The sequence below is a fragment of the Haemophilus sp. oral taxon 851 str. F0397 genome (genome assembly GCF_000242295.1).
In the GTDB taxonomy this organism is placed as follows: Bacteria; Pseudomonadota; Gammaproteobacteria; order Enterobacterales; family Pasteurellaceae; genus Haemophilus.
The window spans coordinates 4,068-24,728 of record NZ_JH591076.1 but is presented as its reverse complement, the minus strand read 5'-3'; the positions used below and the strand labels follow the sequence as shown (position 1 = coordinate 24,728).

14 protein-coding genes and 1 pseudogene are annotated in these 20,661 nt (G+C 38.1%); 14 read left to right on the top strand and 1 reads right to left on the bottom strand.

Going from position 1 to position 20,661, the window contains the following annotated elements; translation table 11 throughout:
• The first annotated feature begins 1 nt into the window (after position 1).
• The 14 genes from glgX to HMPREF9096_RS09345 all read left to right on the top strand — a co-directional run bounded on the left by glgX (position 2) and on the right by HMPREF9096_RS09345 (position 20,130).
• Positions 2 to 1,978 (top strand): glycogen debranching protein GlgX, encoded by a 1,977-nt coding sequence (gene glgX, locus HMPREF9096_RS05270; protein ID WP_009500290.1) that lies wholly within the window; start codon positions 2 to 4, stop codon positions 1,976 to 1,978.
• Positions 1,979 to 2,000: 22 nt separating this feature from the next.
• A complete protein-coding gene (gene glgC, locus HMPREF9096_RS05275) occupies positions 2,001 to 3,302 on the top strand; it encodes a glucose-1-phosphate adenylyltransferase (RefSeq protein WP_032803350.1) in 1,302 nt (433 codons plus the stop codon).
• 197 nt (positions 3,303 to 3,499) lie between these two features.
• A complete protein-coding gene (glgA, locus tag HMPREF9096_RS05280; RefSeq protein WP_009500288.1) occupies positions 3,500 to 4,930 on the top strand; it encodes a glycogen synthase GlgA in 1,431 nt (476 codons plus the stop codon).
• Between the two features lie 239 nt (positions 4,931 to 5,169).
• The gene (locus HMPREF9096_RS05285; RefSeq protein WP_009500287.1) at positions 5,170 to 7,635 is read left to right on the top strand and encodes a glycogen/starch/alpha-glucan phosphorylase; all 2,466 of its coding nucleotides are present in this window, start codon (positions 5,170 to 5,172) and stop codon (positions 7,633 to 7,635) included.
• Positions 7,636 to 7,816: 181 nt separating this feature from the next.
• Complete coding sequence (locus tag HMPREF9096_RS05290; RefSeq protein ID WP_009500286.1) at positions 7,817 to 9,589, top strand: ShlB/FhaC/HecB family hemolysin secretion/activation protein; 1,773 nt, start codon at positions 7,817 to 7,819, stop codon at positions 9,587 to 9,589.
• Between the two features lie 70 nt (positions 9,590 to 9,659).
• Positions 9,660 to 16,841: a hemagglutinin repeat-containing protein gene (locus HMPREF9096_RS05295; RefSeq protein ID WP_009500285.1), complete on the top strand. Its 7,182-nt coding sequence runs from the start codon at positions 9,660 to 9,662 to the stop codon at positions 16,839 to 16,841.
• Positions 16,841 to 17,224, top strand: a complete 384-nt coding sequence (locus HMPREF9096_RS05300) for a hypothetical protein (RefSeq protein WP_009500284.1) — start codon at positions 16,841 to 16,843, stop codon at positions 17,222 to 17,224. Before HMPREF9096_RS05295 ends, HMPREF9096_RS05300 begins: the two co-directional genes overlap by 1 nt.
• Positions 17,225 to 17,399: 175 nt before the next feature.
• Positions 17,400 to 17,630 carry a hypothetical protein gene (locus HMPREF9096_RS05305; protein ID WP_009500283.1) on the top strand — a complete coding sequence of 77 codons (231 nt, stop codon included), beginning with the start codon at positions 17,400 to 17,402 and terminating at the stop codon, positions 17,628 to 17,630.
• A 14-nt stretch (positions 17,631 to 17,644) separates the two neighbouring features.
• Complete coding sequence (locus HMPREF9096_RS09305) at positions 17,645 to 17,995, top strand: hypothetical protein (protein WP_009500282.1); 351 nt, start codon at positions 17,645 to 17,647, stop codon at positions 17,993 to 17,995.
• 116 nt (positions 17,996 to 18,111) lie between these two features.
• A complete protein-coding gene (locus HMPREF9096_RS05315) occupies positions 18,112 to 18,357 on the top strand; it encodes a hypothetical protein (RefSeq protein ID WP_009500281.1) in 246 nt (81 codons plus the stop codon).
• Positions 18,358 to 18,731: 374 nt separating this feature from the next.
• A complete protein-coding gene (locus HMPREF9096_RS05320) occupies positions 18,732 to 18,959 on the top strand; it encodes a hypothetical protein (protein ID WP_009500279.1) in 228 nt (75 codons plus the stop codon).
• 1 nt (position 18,960) lies between these two features.
• Positions 18,961 to 19,323, top strand: coding sequence for a hypothetical protein (locus HMPREF9096_RS09385; protein ID WP_009500278.1), 363 nt, complete (start codon positions 18,961 to 18,963; stop codon positions 19,321 to 19,323).
• Between the two features lie 28 nt (positions 19,324 to 19,351).
• The gene (locus tag HMPREF9096_RS05330) at positions 19,352 to 19,822 is read left to right on the top strand and encodes a hypothetical protein (RefSeq protein ID WP_009500277.1); all 471 of its coding nucleotides are present in this window, start codon (positions 19,352 to 19,354) and stop codon (positions 19,820 to 19,822) included.
• A 131-nt stretch (positions 19,823 to 19,953) separates the two neighbouring features.
• Positions 19,954 to 20,130, top strand: a complete 177-nt coding sequence (locus HMPREF9096_RS09345) for a hypothetical protein (protein ID WP_009500276.1) — start codon at positions 19,954 to 19,956, stop codon at positions 20,128 to 20,130.
• A gap of 207 nt (positions 20,131 to 20,337) precedes the next feature.
• Here HMPREF9096_RS09345 and purT read toward each other — a convergent pair.
• Positions 20,338 to 20,463 (bottom strand): annotated as a pseudogene (purT, locus tag HMPREF9096_RS05335) (phosphoribosylglycinamide formyltransferase 2); the annotation flags it as partial.
• Between the last annotated feature and the right edge of the window lie 198 nt (positions 20,464 to 20,661).

The window sequence follows — 20,661 nt, the reverse complement described above, 5'->3', positions numbered from 1 at the left end:
TATGTTTACGATTTATAATAACGGCAAACCAGCACCAATGGGCTATTCAATATTCACCGAGAATGGTGTGAAGGTGACTAATTTTGCACTGTTCTCTGCTGCGGCGAGTGGTGTGGAACTTTGTCTGTTTGATGGCGATAAGGAAACTCGCTTTCCTATGGCTCGCACAAATAATGTATGGCATTTAGCTGTAGCAGGTGCTGAGGTCGGGGCAGAATATGGATTCCGCATTCACGGTGAACATGCCAATCCAAATAAATTAATGCTCGATCCTTATGCAAAAGCGGTGAATGGTAAACCAGATTTAACTACTGAAGAAAGTCGTTCTTGGTTTTTAATGAATGATAATCGCGATAATGCTCATATTGCGCCAAGAGCGGTGATTATTTCTGAAGATTTTGATTGGGAAAATGAAACAGCACCCAATACGCCTTGGGCGGAAACCATTGTGTATGAATTGCACGTTAAAGGTTTTAGTCAACTTAATGACAAGATTCCCGCTGAATTACGGGGCACCTATGCGGGCTTAAGTCATCCTACTAATTTAGCTTATTTAAAAGAACTAGGTGTGACAGCAGTGGAATTGCTACCTGTAAATTTCCATATAAATGAACCGCACTTACAGGTACGAGGTTTACAAAATTATTGGGGATACAATCCCTTAGCTATGTTTGCGGTGGAACCTAAATATGCGGCAACAAATAATCCATTAGCTGAATTTAAAGCGATGGTGAAGGCGTTTCACAAAGCGGGTATTGAAGTTATTTTAGACGTGGTATTTAATCATTCCGCAGAATCAGAGCAAACTTACCCCACATTCTGCCAGCGTGGTATTGATGATCAAACTTACTATTGGCGCAACGATCAAGGGCGTTATATCAATTGGACAGGCTGCGGCAATATGCTCAATTTATCCTCTGATGTTGGGCGAAAGTGGGTCGTAGATTGTTTACGTTATTGGGCTGAGCAATGTCATGTTGATGGTTTTCGGTTTGATTTAGCCTCCGTGCTTGGGCGTGATACACCCGATTTTAATGCACAAGCTCAGCTTTTTACTGACATAAAAAATGAGCCAAGTTTACAAAATATTAAATTGATTGCCGAGCCGTGGGATATCGGACATTACGGCTATCAAGTCGGGAATTTCCCGAGTTACTTTGCTGAATGGAATGATCGTTTTCGTGATGATCTTTGCCGTTTTTGGTTATGGAAAAGTGGTGAAATTGGCGCATTTGCAGAACGCTTTGCAGGTTCTAGTGATTTATTTAAGAAAAATGATCGCTTGCCACACACAACGCTTAATTTTATTACCGCCCATGATGGTTTCGTCATGCAAGATTTGGTGAGTTATAACCAAAAACATAACGAAGCGAATGGCGAAGAAAATCGTGATGGTCGCAACGAAAATTACAGTTATAACCATGGGGTAGAAGGTTCTGTTGAATCCCTTTCTGAACCGCAAAAAAGTGCGGTGAAAAATAACCGCACTTTTGCACAAAGTGGATTATTAATGAGTTTATTGCTTGCGAATGGCACACCTATGCTTTTGGCGGGGGATGAGTTCGGCAACACTCAATATGGTAACAATAATGCCTATTGCCAAGATAACGAGATTACTTGGCTGAAATGGGCAAATTTTAACAAGGAATTATTTGAACTTACCAAGCAAACGATTGCAGCGCGTAAGCAAATTGGTAGTTTAAATCGGAATCAATGGTGGTCAGGTGACAATGTGCAATGGCTTAACATTCACAGTAACCAGATGACAGTTGACGATTGGCAAAATCAACAAACCAAAGCATTACAAGTAGTTTTAGATAAGCATTGTCTTTTATTGATTAATGCCAAAGCCGAAGGACAGGTCTTTCACTTACCTGATGGAAAATGGACACCTAAAATCGGCACAGATAATTTAACCCTCGATGCACAACAAGCAGAGCTTAGCTCAATGGGCTTTTGTATGCTGAGTGACGAATAACTATAAGACTATGGAGATCCTTATGAAAGCTGGCGACCTTAACAAATATGATTTAGTTAAAAATACTTTGGTGCTTATTCTTGCGGGTGGACGCGGTTCACGCTTGCATGAACTTACGGATAAACGTGCAAAACCTGCCCTTTATTTTGGTGGTAACCGCCGTATTATTGATTTTGCACTTTCTAATTGTATTAACTCTGGTTTGAACCGAATTGGGGTAGTGACTCAATACGCTGCACATTCTTTACTTCGTCATTTGCAAACAGGTTGGTCTTTCTTACCACAAGAAAAAGGGGAGTTTGTTGATATGCTTCCTGCTCGTCAACAAATTGATGATTCAACTTGGTATCGTGGTACGGCGGATGCGGTTTATCAAAATATGGCGATTATTCGTGATCACTATCGCCCTAAATATGTTTTGATCTTGGCGGGTGACCATATTTACAAACAAGACTATAGCGTCATGTTGATGGACCATGTGAACAGCGGTGCAAAATGTACGGTGGGTTGTATTGAAGTCCCACGCTCTGAAGCACATGAATTTGGTGTCATGGCAGTAAACGAAAATTTAAAAGTCAAAGCCTTTGTTGAAAAACCAAAAGATCCGCCAGCCATGGTAGGTAAATCTGATATCTCACTCGCATCAATGGGGATTTATGTGTTTGATGCGGATTATCTTTACAAAATGTTGGAGAGAGAAGTCAATACACCACAAACTAGCCACGATTTTGGTAAAGATGTATTACCAAAATGTTTAGCAGAAGAAACCCTTTATGCGCATCCTTTCAGCCGTTCTTGCATGGGACGTAATACTGAAGGTGAAATTTATTGGCGTGATGTGGGTACATTAGATAGCTTCTGGCAATCTAATATTGATTTAGTATCTGAAAATCCACAGCTTGATATTTATGATCAAAGTTGGCCAATTCGCGGTAATCCAATTCAAGCTTACCCGTCAAAATTCTTCTACAAAAATTCAAATGTTCATCCAGTCGATAATTCTTTAATTGGCGGTGGTTGTGTGATTACTGATGCCTCTATCAGTAATTCCGTGCTATTCGATCGCGTTAAAATTGATGCTTTCTCAAAAGTGGATCATTGCGTGGTATTGCCACAAGTTAAAATCGGTAAGAATTGTATATTGAAAAACTGTATTCTCGACCGTGAATGTATTATTCCAGATGGCATGGAAATTGGTGTGAATATGGAAGAAGATAAAAAACGATTCCGTATCAGTTCAACTGGTAAAGTGATTCTAGTTACCCCGAAAATGCTGAAAAAATTAGAAGGGGAAGAAGTCGTCTCTGAAGAGCATTTAGATTAATGATGAAAAAAAGTGCGGTTAATTTTGGCCGCACTTTATAGCCACTCTTTAGCAAAGAGGAAGAGAGGAGATTTGGTAGAAGTGAAATCAACCTCATTAGAATTTCAAGCCTCGTAATCAAATCTCCCCCAGCCCCTCTTTTCTAAAGAGGGGGGGATCGAGTATTACTTATGTTTTATAGGGAAAATAAAAATTAAATGAAAGTTTTGCACGTTTGCTCAGAATTTTATCCGCTCCTCAAAACAGGCGGTTTAGCCGATGTTCTAGGAGCTTTGCCACAAGCGCAAAATCAAATAGGGCTTGATGCACGCGTTTTATTGCCTGCGTATCCAGCGATTTCTGCAGGTATTTCTAATACACAAGTTGTTGCTGAATTTGATAATTTTGCGGGACATGTTGTGTTGCGCTACGGCGAATATAATGGCGTGGGTGTTTATTTAATCGATGCGCCACATTTATATGCGCGTGAGGGGAATCCATATCACGATTGTTACTATAATGATTATGGTGATAACTATAAACGCTTTGCCTTACTTGGTTGGGTTGGCGCTGAATTATCTACTGGTTTAGATAGTTGGTGGCGTGCAGATGTCGTTCATGCTCATGATTGGCATGCTGGTTTATGTGCCGCTTATTTATTTAATAAAGGTTGTCCAGCAAAATCTGTATTTACAATCCATAATTTAGCGTATCAAGGGCAATTCCATTATCAGCATTTATTTGAAATTGGATTGCCAGCAGGCATGTTTAATGTTGATGGTTTAGAGTTATTTGGGCAGATTTCCTATTTAAAAGCAGGCTTATTTTACTCCGATGCTAGCACTGCAGTGAGCCCGACGTATGCCAAAGAGATTACAACACCTGAATTTGCCTATGGCTTAGAAGGTTTACTTTCTGGTTTAAAATCTCAAGGGCGTTTAGTGGGGATTCTTAATGGGGTAGATGAAAATATTTGGCATCCAAATGCCGATCAATATATTCAGCATCGTTACAAATTGAAACATATGGCAGGTAAAAAACAGAATAAAGCTGAACTGCAAGCTTATTTTAATTTACCGCAAGATGAAAATGCATTGGCATTTGTGATGGTAACCCGCTTAACCGAGCAAAAAGGCGTGGATTTATTGATTGAAAGTGCGGATGAAATTGTAAAACAAGGCGGACAGTTGATGATTTTAGGGTCTGGCGCACCGCACTTTGAACAAGGGATTCGTGAGCTTGCTGAACGTTATCCACAAAATGTTGCAGTCAAAATTGGTTACGATGAAACACTGTCACATTTGTTAGTGGCTGGTGGTGATGTGATTTTAGTGCCAAGTCGTTTTGAGCCTTGTGGCTTAACACAACTTTATGGTTTGCAATATGGCACCCTTCCTCTTGTTCGTAAAACGGGTGGTTTAGCCGATACGGTGGTGGATAGTACACCGGAAAATATTAAAGATCGTACGGCAACTGGTTTTGTGTTTGAGCAAGCGACAGCTGAAGATTTACGCAGAAGTATTCAACAAGCGTTTGATATTTGGCAAAAACCGAGAGTCTGGTCAACATTGCGAGCGAATGCGATGGCACAAGATTTCAGCTGGCGTAAAGCAGCAGAACAATATCGTGCGCTTTATGAACGTTTGTAGTTTTATTTATAAACGTTAAGAGTAACAGTCTGTTTGTAGATTATTGTTGCAAGCTCTGTGATTATGCTTGTTTTTCGACAAGATAAGCATAAAATTTGAACGAATTTATTAGAGGTATAAAGGTTCTCGGATACAAAGAGCGGTCTATTTCGATTGATTTTTGAAATGTGCGTGAATTTTTAAATCAACATCTCTTTTATTATAGATAATTTTTTAACATTCAAACCGAGGTTTTACTTATGATAATGGATAATTTTGATTCTCCATTCCTATACAATCGCCCACAAATGACTGTTGAGGCAATCAAAAAATCAATTGTTTATAAGCTTATTTTTTTAATTGGTCGATCACCGCGTGAAGCGAGCCAACGCGATTGGCTTAACGCAACACTCCATGCCGTGCGTGATTTAGTCACCGAAGGCTGGATCACCACCGCTCGCCAAACTCGAGCGGAAGATGCTCGCCGTGTTTACTACCTTTCAATGGAATTCTTAATTGGACGTACCCTTTCTAATGCCATGATCGCAGAAGGTATTTATGGATTAGCACAAGAAGCCTTATCTGAATTAAATGTGGATTTAGAAGAAGTTTTAGAAAAAGAAGTTGATCCTGGCTTGGGTAATGGTGGTTTAGGTCGTTTAGCCGCTTGTTTTATGGATTCTATTGCGACCCTTGGTTTACCTGGTATGGGCTACGGTATTCGTTATGAATATGGTATGTTCCGCCAAAAAATCGAAAATGGTCAGCAAGTCGAGTGCCCAGATGCATGGCTTGAAAAAGGTGCACCTTGGGAGTTCATTCGCCCATCTAAACGCTTTACCGTAGAATTTGGTGGAAATATTCATTTCGAAGGCAAAAAATGCATTTGGCAAGATACCGAAAAAGTGACCGCACTTGCTTACGACCAAATGATTCCAGGTTATCAAAACAATTCTGCAGCAACATTACGCTTATGGTCTGCTCATGCAGGTGAAGTATTTAATCTTGCAGATTTTAACCGCGGTGAACACTTAGCGGCATTAGAAGAACATTCAGCAAATAAAAACTTATCACGTGTACTTTATCCGGATGATTCTACTTGGAATGGTCGCGAATTGCGTTTACGTCAAGAGTATTTCTTAGTATCAGCATCACTTCAAGATATTTTACGCCGTCACAAACGCACCCACGATAGCCTTGAAAACTTGGCAGATAAAGTGGCGATCCACTTAAACGATACCCACCCAGCGTTAGCAATTCCTGAATTAATGCGTATTTTAGTGGATGATGAAGGTTTTGAATGGAAAAAAGCGTGGGAGATGACGCGTAACATTTTCTCTTACACCTGCCATACTTTGATGTCGGAAGCGTTAGAAACTTGGCCAGTAGAAATGATGGCGAAAATCTTACCACGTCACTTACAGATGATTTTTGAAATCAATGATCATTTCTTAGAGTATGTTCGTTCTTACGTCACCACGGATAACGATTTTATTCGTCGAGTTTCATTGATTGAAGAAGGTTATCAACGTAAAGTGCGTATGGGCTGGCTATCCGTTGTGGGTTCACACAAAATTAACGGGGTTGCCGAAATTCATTCTGATTTAATGGTGACTTCAACCTTTGCAGATTTTGCTCGTATTTTCCCAGAACGCTTTACCAATGTAACAAACGGTATTACCCCTCGTCGTTGGTTAGCCGTTGCGAATCCACAATTGGCAGACTTATTCGATAAATACATTGGTTCAGAATGGCGTTGTGATTTAAGTCAAATCGAAAAACTTAAACCATTTACGCAAGAAAAAGCATTTAAAGAAGCGATTGCGGATATTAAATTTGCGAATAAAGTGAAATTGGCGGAATACGTGAAATCTGAATTAGGTGTTGAACTTGATCCACATGCGTTATTTGATGTTCAAGTCAAACGTATTCACGAATATAAACGTCAAATGTTGAACGTATTGCATATTATTGCTCGCTACAATGAAATGCTTGCTCATCCTGAAAAAGATTGGCAACCACGTGTATTTATTTTAGCTGGTAAAGCCGCTTCGGCTTATTATGCAGCGAAACAAACAATCCATTTAATTAATGATGTGGCGAATGTAATCAACAACGATGATCATTTGAAAGGCCGTTTAAAAGTTGTATTTATTCCAAATTACAGCGTAAGCCTTGCCCAGTTGATTATTCCAGCAGCGGATATTTCAGAGCAAATTTCACTTGCAGGTACAGAGGCTTCTGGCACTAGTAATATGAAGTTTGCCTTAAATGGCGCATTGACACTCGGTACACTTGACGGTGCGAACGTGGAGATTTTGGAAAACGTGAGTGAAGATAACATCTTTATTTTCGGTAACACCGTGGAACAAGTTGAGCAACTTCGTCGAGAAGGGTATCGATCATTTGAATACTATCAAAATGATGCTCAATTACGCACAGTCGTGGATCAAATCATTGAAGGTAAATTCTCACCAGAAGAGCCTCAACGTTATCATCAACTATTACAAGGCTTGCAATATCACGATTATTATCAAGCTTTCGCTGATTTCCGTAGTTATGTAGAAACTCAAAAAGCCGTAGATGAAAAATACAAACAACGTGACCAATGGATTGAAAGCACCATTCAAAATATCGTGAATATGGGCTTCTTCTCATCTGACCGCACGATTAAAGAGTACGCAGAGAGAATTTGGAAAGTTGAGCCAGTTCAATTAGGTGATTAATTTTATATTCATAGCCAATAAGTAAATTATCTGCATCAAGCACAAGTTTGATGTAGATTTTTTTATATTTAAACTAATGAAAAATAACAGAAATTACCGATGTAAACTTTATAGTCTTTTTAAATAGATTTTGATATCTTATCAACCATAATTTATTAATCACTTTATCTTTAGGGTAACAATGAAAAAATCCTCACACTTTTTTCTTTATAGTTTATTATTTATTTCACCTTTTGGTTTTTCAGCGCCAAGCTCGCCAAATGCCAATTTAGAAAAACAAATCGATGCTAAACAAAAGAGGCAACAAGCCGAACAAGATGCGGCTATTTTAGCGCAGCAAACGCAATCCGCGAATGTGCGTTTAGAGGGTGAAAAAGAAGCCTCTCGTGGTTTTCCAAAAAATGAAGCGCAATGTTTTCCTATCAATCAATTGGTGCTGACCGATTATCAAGCTGAAGAAAATCCATCAGCCTCTTCCCTTAAATTAATCCAACCAAGCCAATTTTCTTGGACATTAAAGTCTGCTTATGCTGGGCGTGATTTTGCGCTGCCTGCTTGTATTGGCTCTGAGGGGATTAATGTATTACTTCGTCGTATTCAAAATCGCTTAATTGATTTGGGTTATGTCACTACACGCGTGGTGGTCGAGCCGCAGGATTTACGTTCAGGCATGCTCGTGTTAACCGTGATTCCAGGTAAAGTAGGCCGTATTCAATTACAAGACCAAAGTGCAATTCCATTTGCTACTCGTGGTACCTTGTGGTTTGCCATGCCAATGGCGCAGGGGGATATATTAAATATTCGCAATATTGAACAAGGTTTAGAAAACTTAAAACGTGTACCGAGCGCTGATGCGAATATGGAGCTAGTACCAACGGATGCGGTAGGTGAAACCGATGTGGTGATTGCTTATAAGCAAAGCTTACCTTTTCATTTGACTTTGGGCTTAGATGATTCAAGCAGTAAAGCTACGGGGCGTTTACAGGGTTCAGCCACGTTTTCTTGGGATAACGTGCTAACACTTAATGATATGTTCTATATCAGCGGTACGCGCAGCTTTAAACGTGATAGCGATGATGCGGAAGGGGATTATGGCAGCAAAAACATCAGTCTTTATTATTCTATTCCTTGGAAGAATTACCTCTTAACCCTTTCGGGTTCAAAATATTCTTATCACCAAACGGTGGCGGGTGCATTTGAGTCTTATACCTATTCGGGCGAAAGCCAGCAAATGAAAGCGAATTTAAGCCGTTTATTATCGCGTGGAAGTCTTTATAAAACCTATGTGAATGCCGCGTTATGGACGAAAAAATCCCATAACTATATCAATGACACCGAAATTGAAGTGCAACGTCGTCGAACTGCTGGTTGGGAAGTGGGACTTAATCATACTCAGTATATTGGTAATGCAACGTTACAACTTAGTACGAATTACAAACGTGGTACGGGTGGGAATAAATCCTTACCTGCACCGGAAGAGGCGTTTGGTGAAGGCACTTCCCGCATGCAGATTTTTACTGCAGGCATTGATTTTACCTACCCTTTCACTATCGGCAATCAGCCTTTTCGCTTTAACACTAGCTGGAATGGACAATGGAACGGCACACCTTTAACACAACAAGATAAATTTAGTATTGGTGGTCGTTATACCGTACGCGGATTTGATGGCGAGCTATCACTTTCCGGTGAAAAAGGTTGGTTATGGCGAAATGAGCTAGGTTGGAATATCGCCAATAAGGGACATGAGCTTTATTTAGGGATTGACCGAGGTAAAGTGCATTCCAGCCAAGAAGAGCTTCAAATTGGTGATAGCTTAATGGGTGGTGCAATTGGACTTCGCGGCAAACTATGGGGCATTAACTATGATTATTTTGTGGGTGTTCCAATTAAAAAACCGGAAGGATTTAGAACCAGTCATGTGACAACCGGATTTAATGTGAGCTACCGTTTTTAATGCTCACGCTTTTAGATGAATAAATTGATTAAAATCAAACAGAATTTAAAACTTTAAAGGAAATTAAAAAATGAATAAACGTCATTATAAAGTGATTTTTAGCCGTGTATTAAACCAGCTTGTGGTGGTCTCAGAGCTGGCAAAATCTCAAGGTAAAGCGCAAAGTGAAAATGTGAGTCCAGAACAAGAAAAAACAGGATTATTTTCAACCGCACTTTCACTTAATCCTATTCATTTTAGCTTAATGTTGGCATTAGGTTTTGTTTTCTTATCGCCTTCTATTCATGCAGAAGATATGGCCATTCGTGCAGATAAATCTGCACCAGGTAATCAACAACCCACTGTACTTCAAACAGCGAATGGTTTACCGCAAGTGAATATTCAAACACCAAGTGCAGGTGGGGTATCACGTAACCAATATTCGCAATTTGATGTAGCAGAGAAAGGCGCCGTATTAAACAATGCCCGTAAAGCAGCACAAACTCAAATGGCGGGCTGGGTGCAAGGTAACCCGAATCTTGCTCGTGGTGAAGCGAAAGTCATTCTTAACGAGGTAAATTCCGCTAATCCAAGCCGTTTAAAAGGCTATGTGGAAGTGGCAGGTAAAAAAGCGGATGTGGTGATTGCCAACCCAAGTGGTATCCAATGTGATGGCTGTGGTGTGATTAATGCGGGGCGAACAACCCTGACAACCGGTAAAGCAGAAGTAGAAAATGGTGAGTTAAAAAGCTATCGCGTAAAAGGCGGTAAAGTGACGGTTGGTCAAAAAGGGATGGATAACAGCCAATCTGATTACACTGATATTATCGCGGAGAAAGCGGAAATCAAAGGTGGGGTTTGGTCGAAGAAAGGCATTAAAGTCACCACGGGTAAAAATAATGTTGACCGCACCAACGATTCGGTTGTGTACGTGGGTGATAAAAACACCGATAACACTGACCGCACTTTTGATACCCAAGGCGACAACCAAAGCTACAGTGTAGATGTGAGCCAATTAGGTGGGATGTATGCGGAGAAAATCCATTTAGTGGATAACGGTCAAGGCCTTGGTGTACGCAATGCGGGGCACATTGGTGCATCTGCGGGAAGCGTAAAAATCGATAGCCAAGGTAAGATTGTGAATGAAGGCTTTATTGGGGGGAGCGAAAATGCTCAACTCAATGCGAAAAAGAATATTGAGAACCGTGGCACCGTTTATGCTAAAGCTCAGACACAACTTAATGGTCAAAACATTGATAATAAACAGGGTGTTATTGCAGGTAAACAGGTTCAGATTAATACGAACAACGTGGATAACCGCAAGCAATCGGATAAAGGCTCTTTAATTGTTGCTTCTGAAAAAGTATTAATTAAAGCAAAAAACTTAGATAACAGTGGTACTAAATCGAATGGTCAAAATGAGCAGGGAATAAAAGCAACAGCTCTTGAGTTACAAGCTGATAATGTAACGAATCAGCAAGGCGGTATTTATGTCTCCCAAAAAGCGGATATTTCTCTGAAAGATAAATTAGTTAACCTCCAAGGTGAAATTTTATCTGATGGTGAGTTTCACATTAAAGGGGATAAAAATACAGCAAGCATTGATAACAATGAAGGGCGTGTACATGCTGGAGAAAAACTCTCCATAACCGCGAAAAAACTAGAGAATGAAGGTCAAATTAGTTCTACTGGCGATGCTGATATTGCGCTGAAAGATAGCTTTACCTTAAATAAAGCGTTCCAAGTAGATGGCCATTTACAATTTTCTACCGACGGTAAGTTTACCAATAAAACCCAGTTACGCACAGGACAAGGTGTGATGGTTAAAGCGGCAGAAATTGATAATCTGGATGGTAGCGAAATCGCCTCTCAAGTTACCCATATTGTTACTAGTCAATTAACCAACCGTGGTTTAATTGATGGGATTAAAAACCGTATTGACGCAGAGTCTCTCAACAACCTTGGTACTGGACGACTCTACGGTAATCATTTGTCCATTGCTAGTAAAAATCTGACTAACGATAAAGAAGGTGACGCTTCTGCCACTATTGCTGCACGTGAACGCCTAGATTTAGGTGTGGAGAAGATGAAAAACTTAGATCATGGTTTGGTTTTAAGTTTAGGAGATCTTGCGATTGGCGGTCAGCTTGATGAACAAGGTAAAGCGGTAGGTAAAGCTGGTGAAGTCTTTAATGGTAGTGCGACGATTGAAGCGTTAGGTGATGGAAAAATTAACACGGCGAAATTGTTGAATACAGATTTACATCTGACTCTTGGTGTAGACACTTCTTATGAAGGCTTTACTGAATATGCTCTACATAAGGATAGTACTCGCTATCGCACTGGACCTAAAGGTGTGGGCGAAATTGATTGGAATCGAAAAAGCCGTAATGCCTGGTTTAATTTTAATGATGGACGCCCTCGCCTTAATCAAGATGATTGGCATAAATGGGAATATACACGTACCACAAAAACTGACCGTATCGATAGTCAAGACCCAGGTAAAATCTTAATTGGTGGCAATCTTTCCCTTTCTGGCGATGATTTAAAAAACCAATATAGCAAATTATTAGTGGGTAAAACCCTTTATTTGGGGGACAGTGCTGTATCTGCTAATCCAAACCATAAAGATTTAGTTGCAGGTGCGACCAAGCTTATCAATGAAGATAAGATTGGGGAAATTCATCGAGTAGATGACGGGAAGTATGGTCAATTACTTTCTTATAGAGATAAAAACCCAGTTAGACGACGTTATGGTCATAAAACCGAATGGAAAGATAATTACCATCGTGAGCATGCTACCGAGTATTTTAATTTCAATGTGGTGAAAAATAACATTGGTGATTTAGCTGCGGTGAAAGAGGCGAGCTCTCAATCTACTATTGGGGCGCGTAATGAGGCAGAGGCAGTAGGCGCAGTGAATAATGCAGTCCGTTTGCCTAATGCGAGCTTATATAAAATTAATCAAGATCCACAAAGTCATTATGTGGTCGAAACCGATCCACAGTTTGCAGATAAACGCACTTGGTTAAGTAGCGATTATATGTTTAATGCATTGAGAAATGATGCACAAAATCTCTTAAAACGCTTAGGGGATGGATATTACGAACAACGTTTGATTAACGAACAGATTAACCAATTAACGGGTAAACGTTTCTTAGATGGTTATGATAACGATTATGCTCAATATAAAACCTTGATGGATAATGGGGTACTTTATGCGAAAAAATGGCAGTTGGTACCGGGAGTTGCTTTAACTGAAGCTCAGATGAAAGAGCTGACCTCTGATTTGGTGTGGTTTGAGAAACAGGAAACCGTTTTACCAAATGGTCAGAAGGTTTCAGTATTGGCACCAAAAGTTTATTTAGCACCACGCAATGTTAAAGTGAATGGTGAAGGGGCGATTATTTCGGCGAATAAGGTTGTTATTAATGGTATTCAACAAGTTGAGAATAGCGGCACTATTTTAGGGAACAAAGGCGTTAGCATTAATGCAGATAACATCACGAATGACAAAGGACGTGTCCAGGGTGATGCAGTGCTCTTAGTGGCAGAAAATACCCTTAAAAATATTGGTGGTGTGATTGAAGGAAAAGATGTGATTCTTGCTCAAGCGAAAAAAGTTCAAATTGAGGGAAGCGTTTCTGAAACCCAAGATGATGGTAAATTCCACCAAAAAACAATTGGTAAAGTAGCAGAGATTAATCTCACCAATAAAGAGGGAGAGGTACAAATTTATACTGATGAAGATATTACGGTAAAAGGCGCGAAAGCCAATATTGCTGGTGATGCAGTATTTAATGCGAAGAGTAAATTAGAGCTAGGCGTGTTAGATACCCATAATAAAGAGCATTATGGTTCTGGTGACAACTATTATCGTTTAGAGCAAGACATGCAGGTAGGAAATCGGCTGAATGTTGGCGGAGATGTGAAGTATATTGGTGGTGAGAAGGTGAGTATTATTGGCAATGATTTACATGTTGATGGTAATGCACTGATTGCTTCAAAAGGCGATATTGAAATTAAAGAAGGTCGTAATAAAGAACTGCTAAGCAGTGGTGTGAAAACTGTAGATAAGGGCTTAAGTAAAGTAACAAGAGTAATTAAACATGAGCATGATTATGATCTTGCTCAAGGTTCGACCCTGGATGCGAATAAAATTCGTATACAATCTGATAGCAATGTGACTGTACAAGGTTCGAATGTAGTAGCAGAAAATGGATTAACAGTTGCAGGAAAAAATATTGATATAAAAGAAGCTGAAAACCGGGTGTATTCAGAAGATTTTTCAATGACTAAAAAATCCGGTTTATTGGGTGGAGGGATTGGTTTTACGATCGGCAAGCAAAAACAAACCTTAGAAAATGATCAAACTCGCCTTTATGCTAGCGGCAGCCAAGTTGGAAGTCTTAATAACAATACCACAATGGTTGCAGAGAATGCATATACTCAGACAGCAAGTATAGTGAGTGCCATTAAAGGTGATGTAAATATTCTGGCAAAAAAAGTCGATATTAAAGCGGCAGAGGATAAATATGAAACCAATACCAAACAAACCTTTGAACAAAAAGGTTTAACGATTGCTATTACCTCTCCTGTTATTTCTGCTATTCAAGCAGCACAAGGCGTGGTGCAATCAACTCGACAAGTAGGTGAGAGTAAGCATGATCGTGTGAATGCGATGGCGGCAGCTAATGCTGGTTTTGATGCTTATCGTACCTATCAATCTGGAACTAAAGCTGTAACGGATGTCAAAGATTTTATGAATGGTGAAGGGGATGTCGACTCCTTGATCGGTGTTCAAATCACTTATGGCCAACAAAAAAATGAATCTCGCACGCATACTGAAGGAAAAACCGCAGCCAAATCTCAAGTTAATGCAGGCGGCAAAGTGAATATTGTGGCAACGGGTGCAGGAAAGGATTCCAACATTAATATTGAAGGTTCAGACATCTCTGGCAAGCAAGGCACAACATTGATTGCAGATAACCAAGTCGATATTAAAGCCACAGAACAAAACCACCAAGAACGTAGCACTAATAAATCGAGTGGTTTTAATGCAGGGGTAGCCATTAAAGTGAGTAATGGTGCGGTTGCCGGGGCTACTTTAGGCGGTAATTACGGAAAAGGTTACGGCAATGGTGATGAAACCACTTATGTTGCAAGCCATGTAGGTGATAGCCAGAGTAAAACCGTGATTCAAGCCAGTGGTGATGCCAATATTATTGGCAGCCAAGTAAAAGGCAAACGAGTAGAACTTAATGCTGAAAACTTGAATATCGAAAGTTTACAAGATAAATCTCGCTACCATGGTAAACAAATGAATGTAAATGGTAGTGTGACAGTGGGGTATGGCGCATCCGTTGGAGGCAGTTTCAATAAATCGAAAATCAATGCTGATCATGCAAGCGTGAATGAACAGGCAGGAATTTATGCCGGAGATGAAGGTTATGATATTAATGTTAATAAACATACCGATCTTAAAGGTGCATTGATTACCTCTACCCAAAAGGCAGAAGCAGATGGCAAAAACCATTTTAATACTGCCAGTACTACCCATTCAGATATTGAAAATCACTCAAATTATAGTGGCAGCAGTTTTGGTGTGAGTGGCAGTGTGTCAGCTAACTTTGAAACACCATTTGGTAAAGATGGTCAAGCACAAAGTGGCGTTCAGGCGAAAAATGCGGAAGGCCAGCCTTTGTATAGAGATGCGAACGGTAAAGAAACTACAGTAAAAACGGATAATCCAATTTTAGCAGCTGGATGGGATTCTGTAGAAACAACACATAGCGTTGGATTTGGTTATGACAAGGATAGCCAATCAAGCACAACAAAAAGTGGTATTAATACTAAGAATATTGAAATTCGTGATACAAGTACACAAGAGTCTCTAACGGGGAAAACGGTCAATGAAACAATTTCTGCTATAAAAACAGATATCACTCTCGATAGTGCTCAAAGTCAAAGTGGTAAATTAGAGAACCGTTTTAATAAAGATGATGTTCAAAAAGAACTCGATATTCAACGTTCGGTCACAGAAAAATTTGACCAGACTCGTCAAGGAATTAAAGATGAACTTCTCAAAATTGCAGATGCAAAACGTGCGGAGGCAGTAGAAATTCGCCGAAACAATAGAGGTGAGGATGGCAAAACAGGTTACAACACTGATGAGTCTCTTAAGTTAGAGGAACAAGCTGATACATGGGAGAGAGCGTCTCTTGTAACAGATCTTGTTTTAGGTGGGGTATATGGTTGGGGTAATTCTACAGCGCTCAAATATACCAGTTCAGCAGCTGTGGGTACTCCCATGACTCGCACAGCGTTCTCACCAGAGCAAATTTGGTTAGAGAAGTGTAAGCAGGATTCGTTATATTGTGCAGACCATAATATGGATGGAGCATTGAGACCTAAAGAAAATGATAAAAAGGCTCAGATTGGTTATAAAAGACAAATTTTCGATATTTCTGAACTAAAACCTAGTGATTTAAATAATGTAATCACTATTTCTAATAATGGCATTTTTAATCCGTTTGATGATGCTTTAAAAAATGCGATTAAGCAAAATAAATGGGATACAAACAAAGAGGGTGTCGTTGTTGTCTATAATCGACCAACAGGTAATATTATTTCAGAAATGCTTTATGCTGCGTATGATAAAACGAATGATTTATTAGGTGGTAGATTACCATTAACCACTGCAGAGAAAGCAAATGTTAAGTTGTACGATTATGCAAAACAAAATGGTTACCAAATTGATCTTAGTAATCATAGTCGAGGTGGTTTAACCGCAAGTGTGGCGCTTCAATATGCAAATAGAAATGGCTTAACGAATATTCCAATTAGAGAGTCCCGTTTTTTTGGTACAGCAACGAATGTACAAAGTTACAAGAATAATCTAGTTGAAAATAATGGTGGTTATATTTATAAAGATAAAAATGGAAATTGGCAATCGAGTGATGGAGCAGAAGTTAAGTCTGCCGTTCATAAAGCTGACTTTGTAGGTAATAAATGGAATTTAGGTTTGACAGGTTTTAATGATACGACCGGTGGATCATGTTTATGGTGTTACTCTCATAGTAGTTATTATGCTGAGATTCCTAGTGACCATTTGATTAATGAAAATGGAGACTTTATAGATAATAAAGGAAATATTGTAGAGACAAAAGTTCTCAATAAATATTCAGATGACTTTATAAAAATATGGGATCCCAAGGATAAAAATGCTAATCCATCTTTACCAAAAATTATAAAATATAGCGGAGATAAATAATGGCTAATATCATAAAATTAATACCTTTCATAATGATTTTGCAATCTTGTTGCTTAAGTAGTAGTAATTCCTGCTTTATTTATAGGTTTTGGAATGGAGATTATTCTGTGATGAATAACGCAGCTGAATTTGATAAAGAAAGACGAGTCTTTTATGAAAACGAACCTCAAGAAACAAAGTTATTGAGGGTTAAAAATGAACAATACTGCAACAAGCTAACTAACTCATTGTTTTATGAGAAAAAACATAAATATGGCGATACTTATAGAGTTAATATGAGTGATATTTTTGTTCATTGTATGAGAGTAAATGGAACACCTTTATATAAAGACATACCTAAGGAGTATGAATGGCTTACTGATGAGGATGTAAGAATAAAATAACAAAGTGAGAAAAGTGGATTCATGTATTAATTTTTTTTATTCGTGCATGAATATTTGATTCACATACTACATAGACTATTAAAAATAAAGGAGAGATATATTTCTAAAGATAATGGAAATCCATAAAAGATAATCCCAATCTGTCTTTACCAATTAAAGCTAAATAGATAATAAAATGAATAAAAATATATTAATACCTTTATTTACATTACTGACTTCTTGTATTTCAGATGTCAATGATCCCATAGTTAGGTTTTGGAATGATGGTATTCGTCCTTCCGAATCTAAGATGAGTGAAATTAAAAAATGTCTTGATAAGGCTTATGAAATATATCCTAACGAAAGAGAAGGATACTATGATCGTATGGAATATGTAGATAGTTGCATGAAAGAAAAAAGGTATTAATAATAATTTCTTTTATGAAAAAATTTACACTCACGATCATAAATATTCTTACTTTATCTAGTTGTGGTATAGATCGAGATGATTATAACAATGCCACACAGCAAACGGATAACTACACGAAATGCATAAAATATTTTATTTTTATTTTACCTTTAATATTTTATTTATCTGGCTGTGGAGTGTTATTTGATGACCCCATTGAAAGATTTTGGAATAACGGAGTAATGCCATCTCAAAATGAAATGGAGGCATATAGTCTATGTATACGTAAATCTGAAGAAATGTATCCTCAATCAATAGATCCTGATGGATCGAAAAGAGTTCCATATACAAGAGCCTGCATGGAACAAGAAGGATACTGGTAGTATAGATGATGTTCCAAAAAATATGCAAACAAAATTAAATTCAAATTTACTCTTAGTAGAAGATTGATTATAAAAAATCTATATTACCTAAAATAGTAACACCGGAGTAATTAATTATGAAAAAAATCATATTAACTATTATATATATTCTTACTTTATCCGGTTGCGGCTTAGAGCAAGGTTCTTATCTTGTCGGATGGTGGAATGGTGATATTCCAACTAAATTATCTGATAAAGAAGAAAAAATATGGGATATTTGTCGTGAAAAAACAAAATATTTACCCAAAAACACTGAAGAAGAAAAGGAAAAAGCGGACATGGAATTAAATAACTGCTTACACGAAAAGGGATTTTGGGATTAGATAGCAAAGTCGAGTGAGAGGAAAAAACACTTATGTTTTTGTTTGCGAATAGTGGGCAAAACATAAACGTTAAGTGTCGTCAAAGTGCGGTAAGATTCTGCAGTGTTTTATCAAACGCGTAAAATTGGACCGCACTTTTTATTATCCCTATGATTACGCGCACCGGCGCGGTGCTGGCCTTACAGGGTTATCAGGCAATTAACGACCTTAGCACCGGCACGATAAGCTCGAGTTGAGGTTGGCACCGGTATTAAACATGCTCACGCAGACTATCACGAGCAAGACATTCGTGGACTAGGTAACATAATTAACGGCGCGAAAGGCATAGAAATCACGGCTCGGGAAGGCTATATCGATTTAAGCCAGTAGGTAGTATGCCAATTTTATTGGGGGGAAATCCTGCAACGACATCTGAAAATAATCTGAATAAAAGCTGGTTACAGCGAATAGCAGATATATTTAGTAATGAACGTTCATCAGTACATAATTGCCATGGACTAGGGCAAAGACAATGCGTTATTGATGGATATCGAACAGAGAAAGAGCTAAAAATGGGAAATGAGCAAACCATTTTTAATTTAAATAAATCAAAAGGAGAATGATATGAAGATTCTATTTTTTATATTTGGTTTGCTAACAATCAATGCTTGTTCTTTTGGAGGATTTCAACCTCCACCACCACATGATCATTGGCAGCTACATAACGAGAAAGCATTATTTCCGAACTCAGATCCTGATGTTTTAACTAAATATCTTGCTAGAAGAAAAAAAGATATGAAGGATTGCGGTATGGATTTTGTCAGTGGTGAAAGTGATAACGAAGAAGTAAACCTTTGCTTGGAAAGTAAGGGGTGGTATCTGAAAGGAGGACCAATTTGTGAAGAAAGAACAATGTGGAATAGACCAATATGTATCCAATGGCGAAAAAAACACAGCAAACTTGATGCTAAGCCTTGGGGATTATAAATAGTAATAACAGTAAAAAAGAGGATAAATGATGGCTTATCATGTTTCTTTAGTTAATACGGATAAGAAAGATATTTCTTATAAACTAATCATGAATAAAGAAAAGTTTAGAGAGTTTTTATTTAAAGAATTCAACATGAAGGAAGAGATAAATAAAAATGGAACTTTAGAGTTTTATTATGATAAAGATGATCCTTCTTTTACTATTTTTTATACTGAAGGTATTGAAGGTGAATATTACATTAATACCACGAATGATAAGCATATAGAAAAGCTAATTTCTATTGCTGAAAAGTTAAATGATGGTACTAGAGTTAGAGGAGATGAAGGGGAGACATATAACTCTTTAGAGGATACATATATCCATTCTGATGATGAATATTTATTTAAAAATACAACAAAGGAAAAAGGTTTTTATTTTCTTAGAAATCCTTCTATAAAAATAGGTATTGTTATAGGGATTATTGTTTGTCTTATACAAATTTTATTTTTTAAATAGTAGCTCTTATAACTAGTTTAATTTAAATCTGCGCCACCTTATTTGGGTTGAAGTTTATATAATGAGAATATGCTATTTTTAAGCTCAGATCCTAAAGCCGCATATAAATATCTTAGTAAGAAAAAAAAGATATGGAAGATTGTGGTATGGATTTTGTCATTGGTGAAAGTGATGATCTGAAAGTAAATCTTTGCTTCGAAAAAAAAGAATGGTGCTTAGAGGGCAGACCTGTCTGTGGAAATACAATAATGTGGGATAAACCTCTTTGTGTTCAATGGCGAAAAAAAACACTGCAAACCGTATGCTAAGCCTTGGTAATAAGTTACAAGAGCATTGAAATATCTTCCCAAAATATATTGCTTTGGGGCGATAGATTTATATGCCTTTCAACATTTGAAAAGCATATAATTTAAAATCTTTAGATACAAAGTGCAGTCAATTTTCACAGAGTTTTAAAACCTCTCAAAAATTGACCGCACTTTTGTATTTTCAAAGATGCTTATATTAAGAAAACCTTATAATTTCACATCCAACTTCGCGTAAGCACGTTCTACTTTTTCTAATGCTTTTTCTACGGAAATATCACGAGCGAGTAAGACACCTAAACGGCGATGGCTATTGACTTCGCCTTTGCAGTACAAAAAATATCATGATTAAAGATGATGCGGAGTAATTAAAACATACAGGCAAAACGGTGCAAGAAGAGATTGCTGAGATTAAAACCGATATCACTACATAGAGTGCGCCAAGTCAAAGTGGTAAATTAGAGAAGCGTTTTAATAAAGATGATGTTCAAAAAGAACTTGATTTCCAACGTGAGGTGACAGAGAAATTTGGAC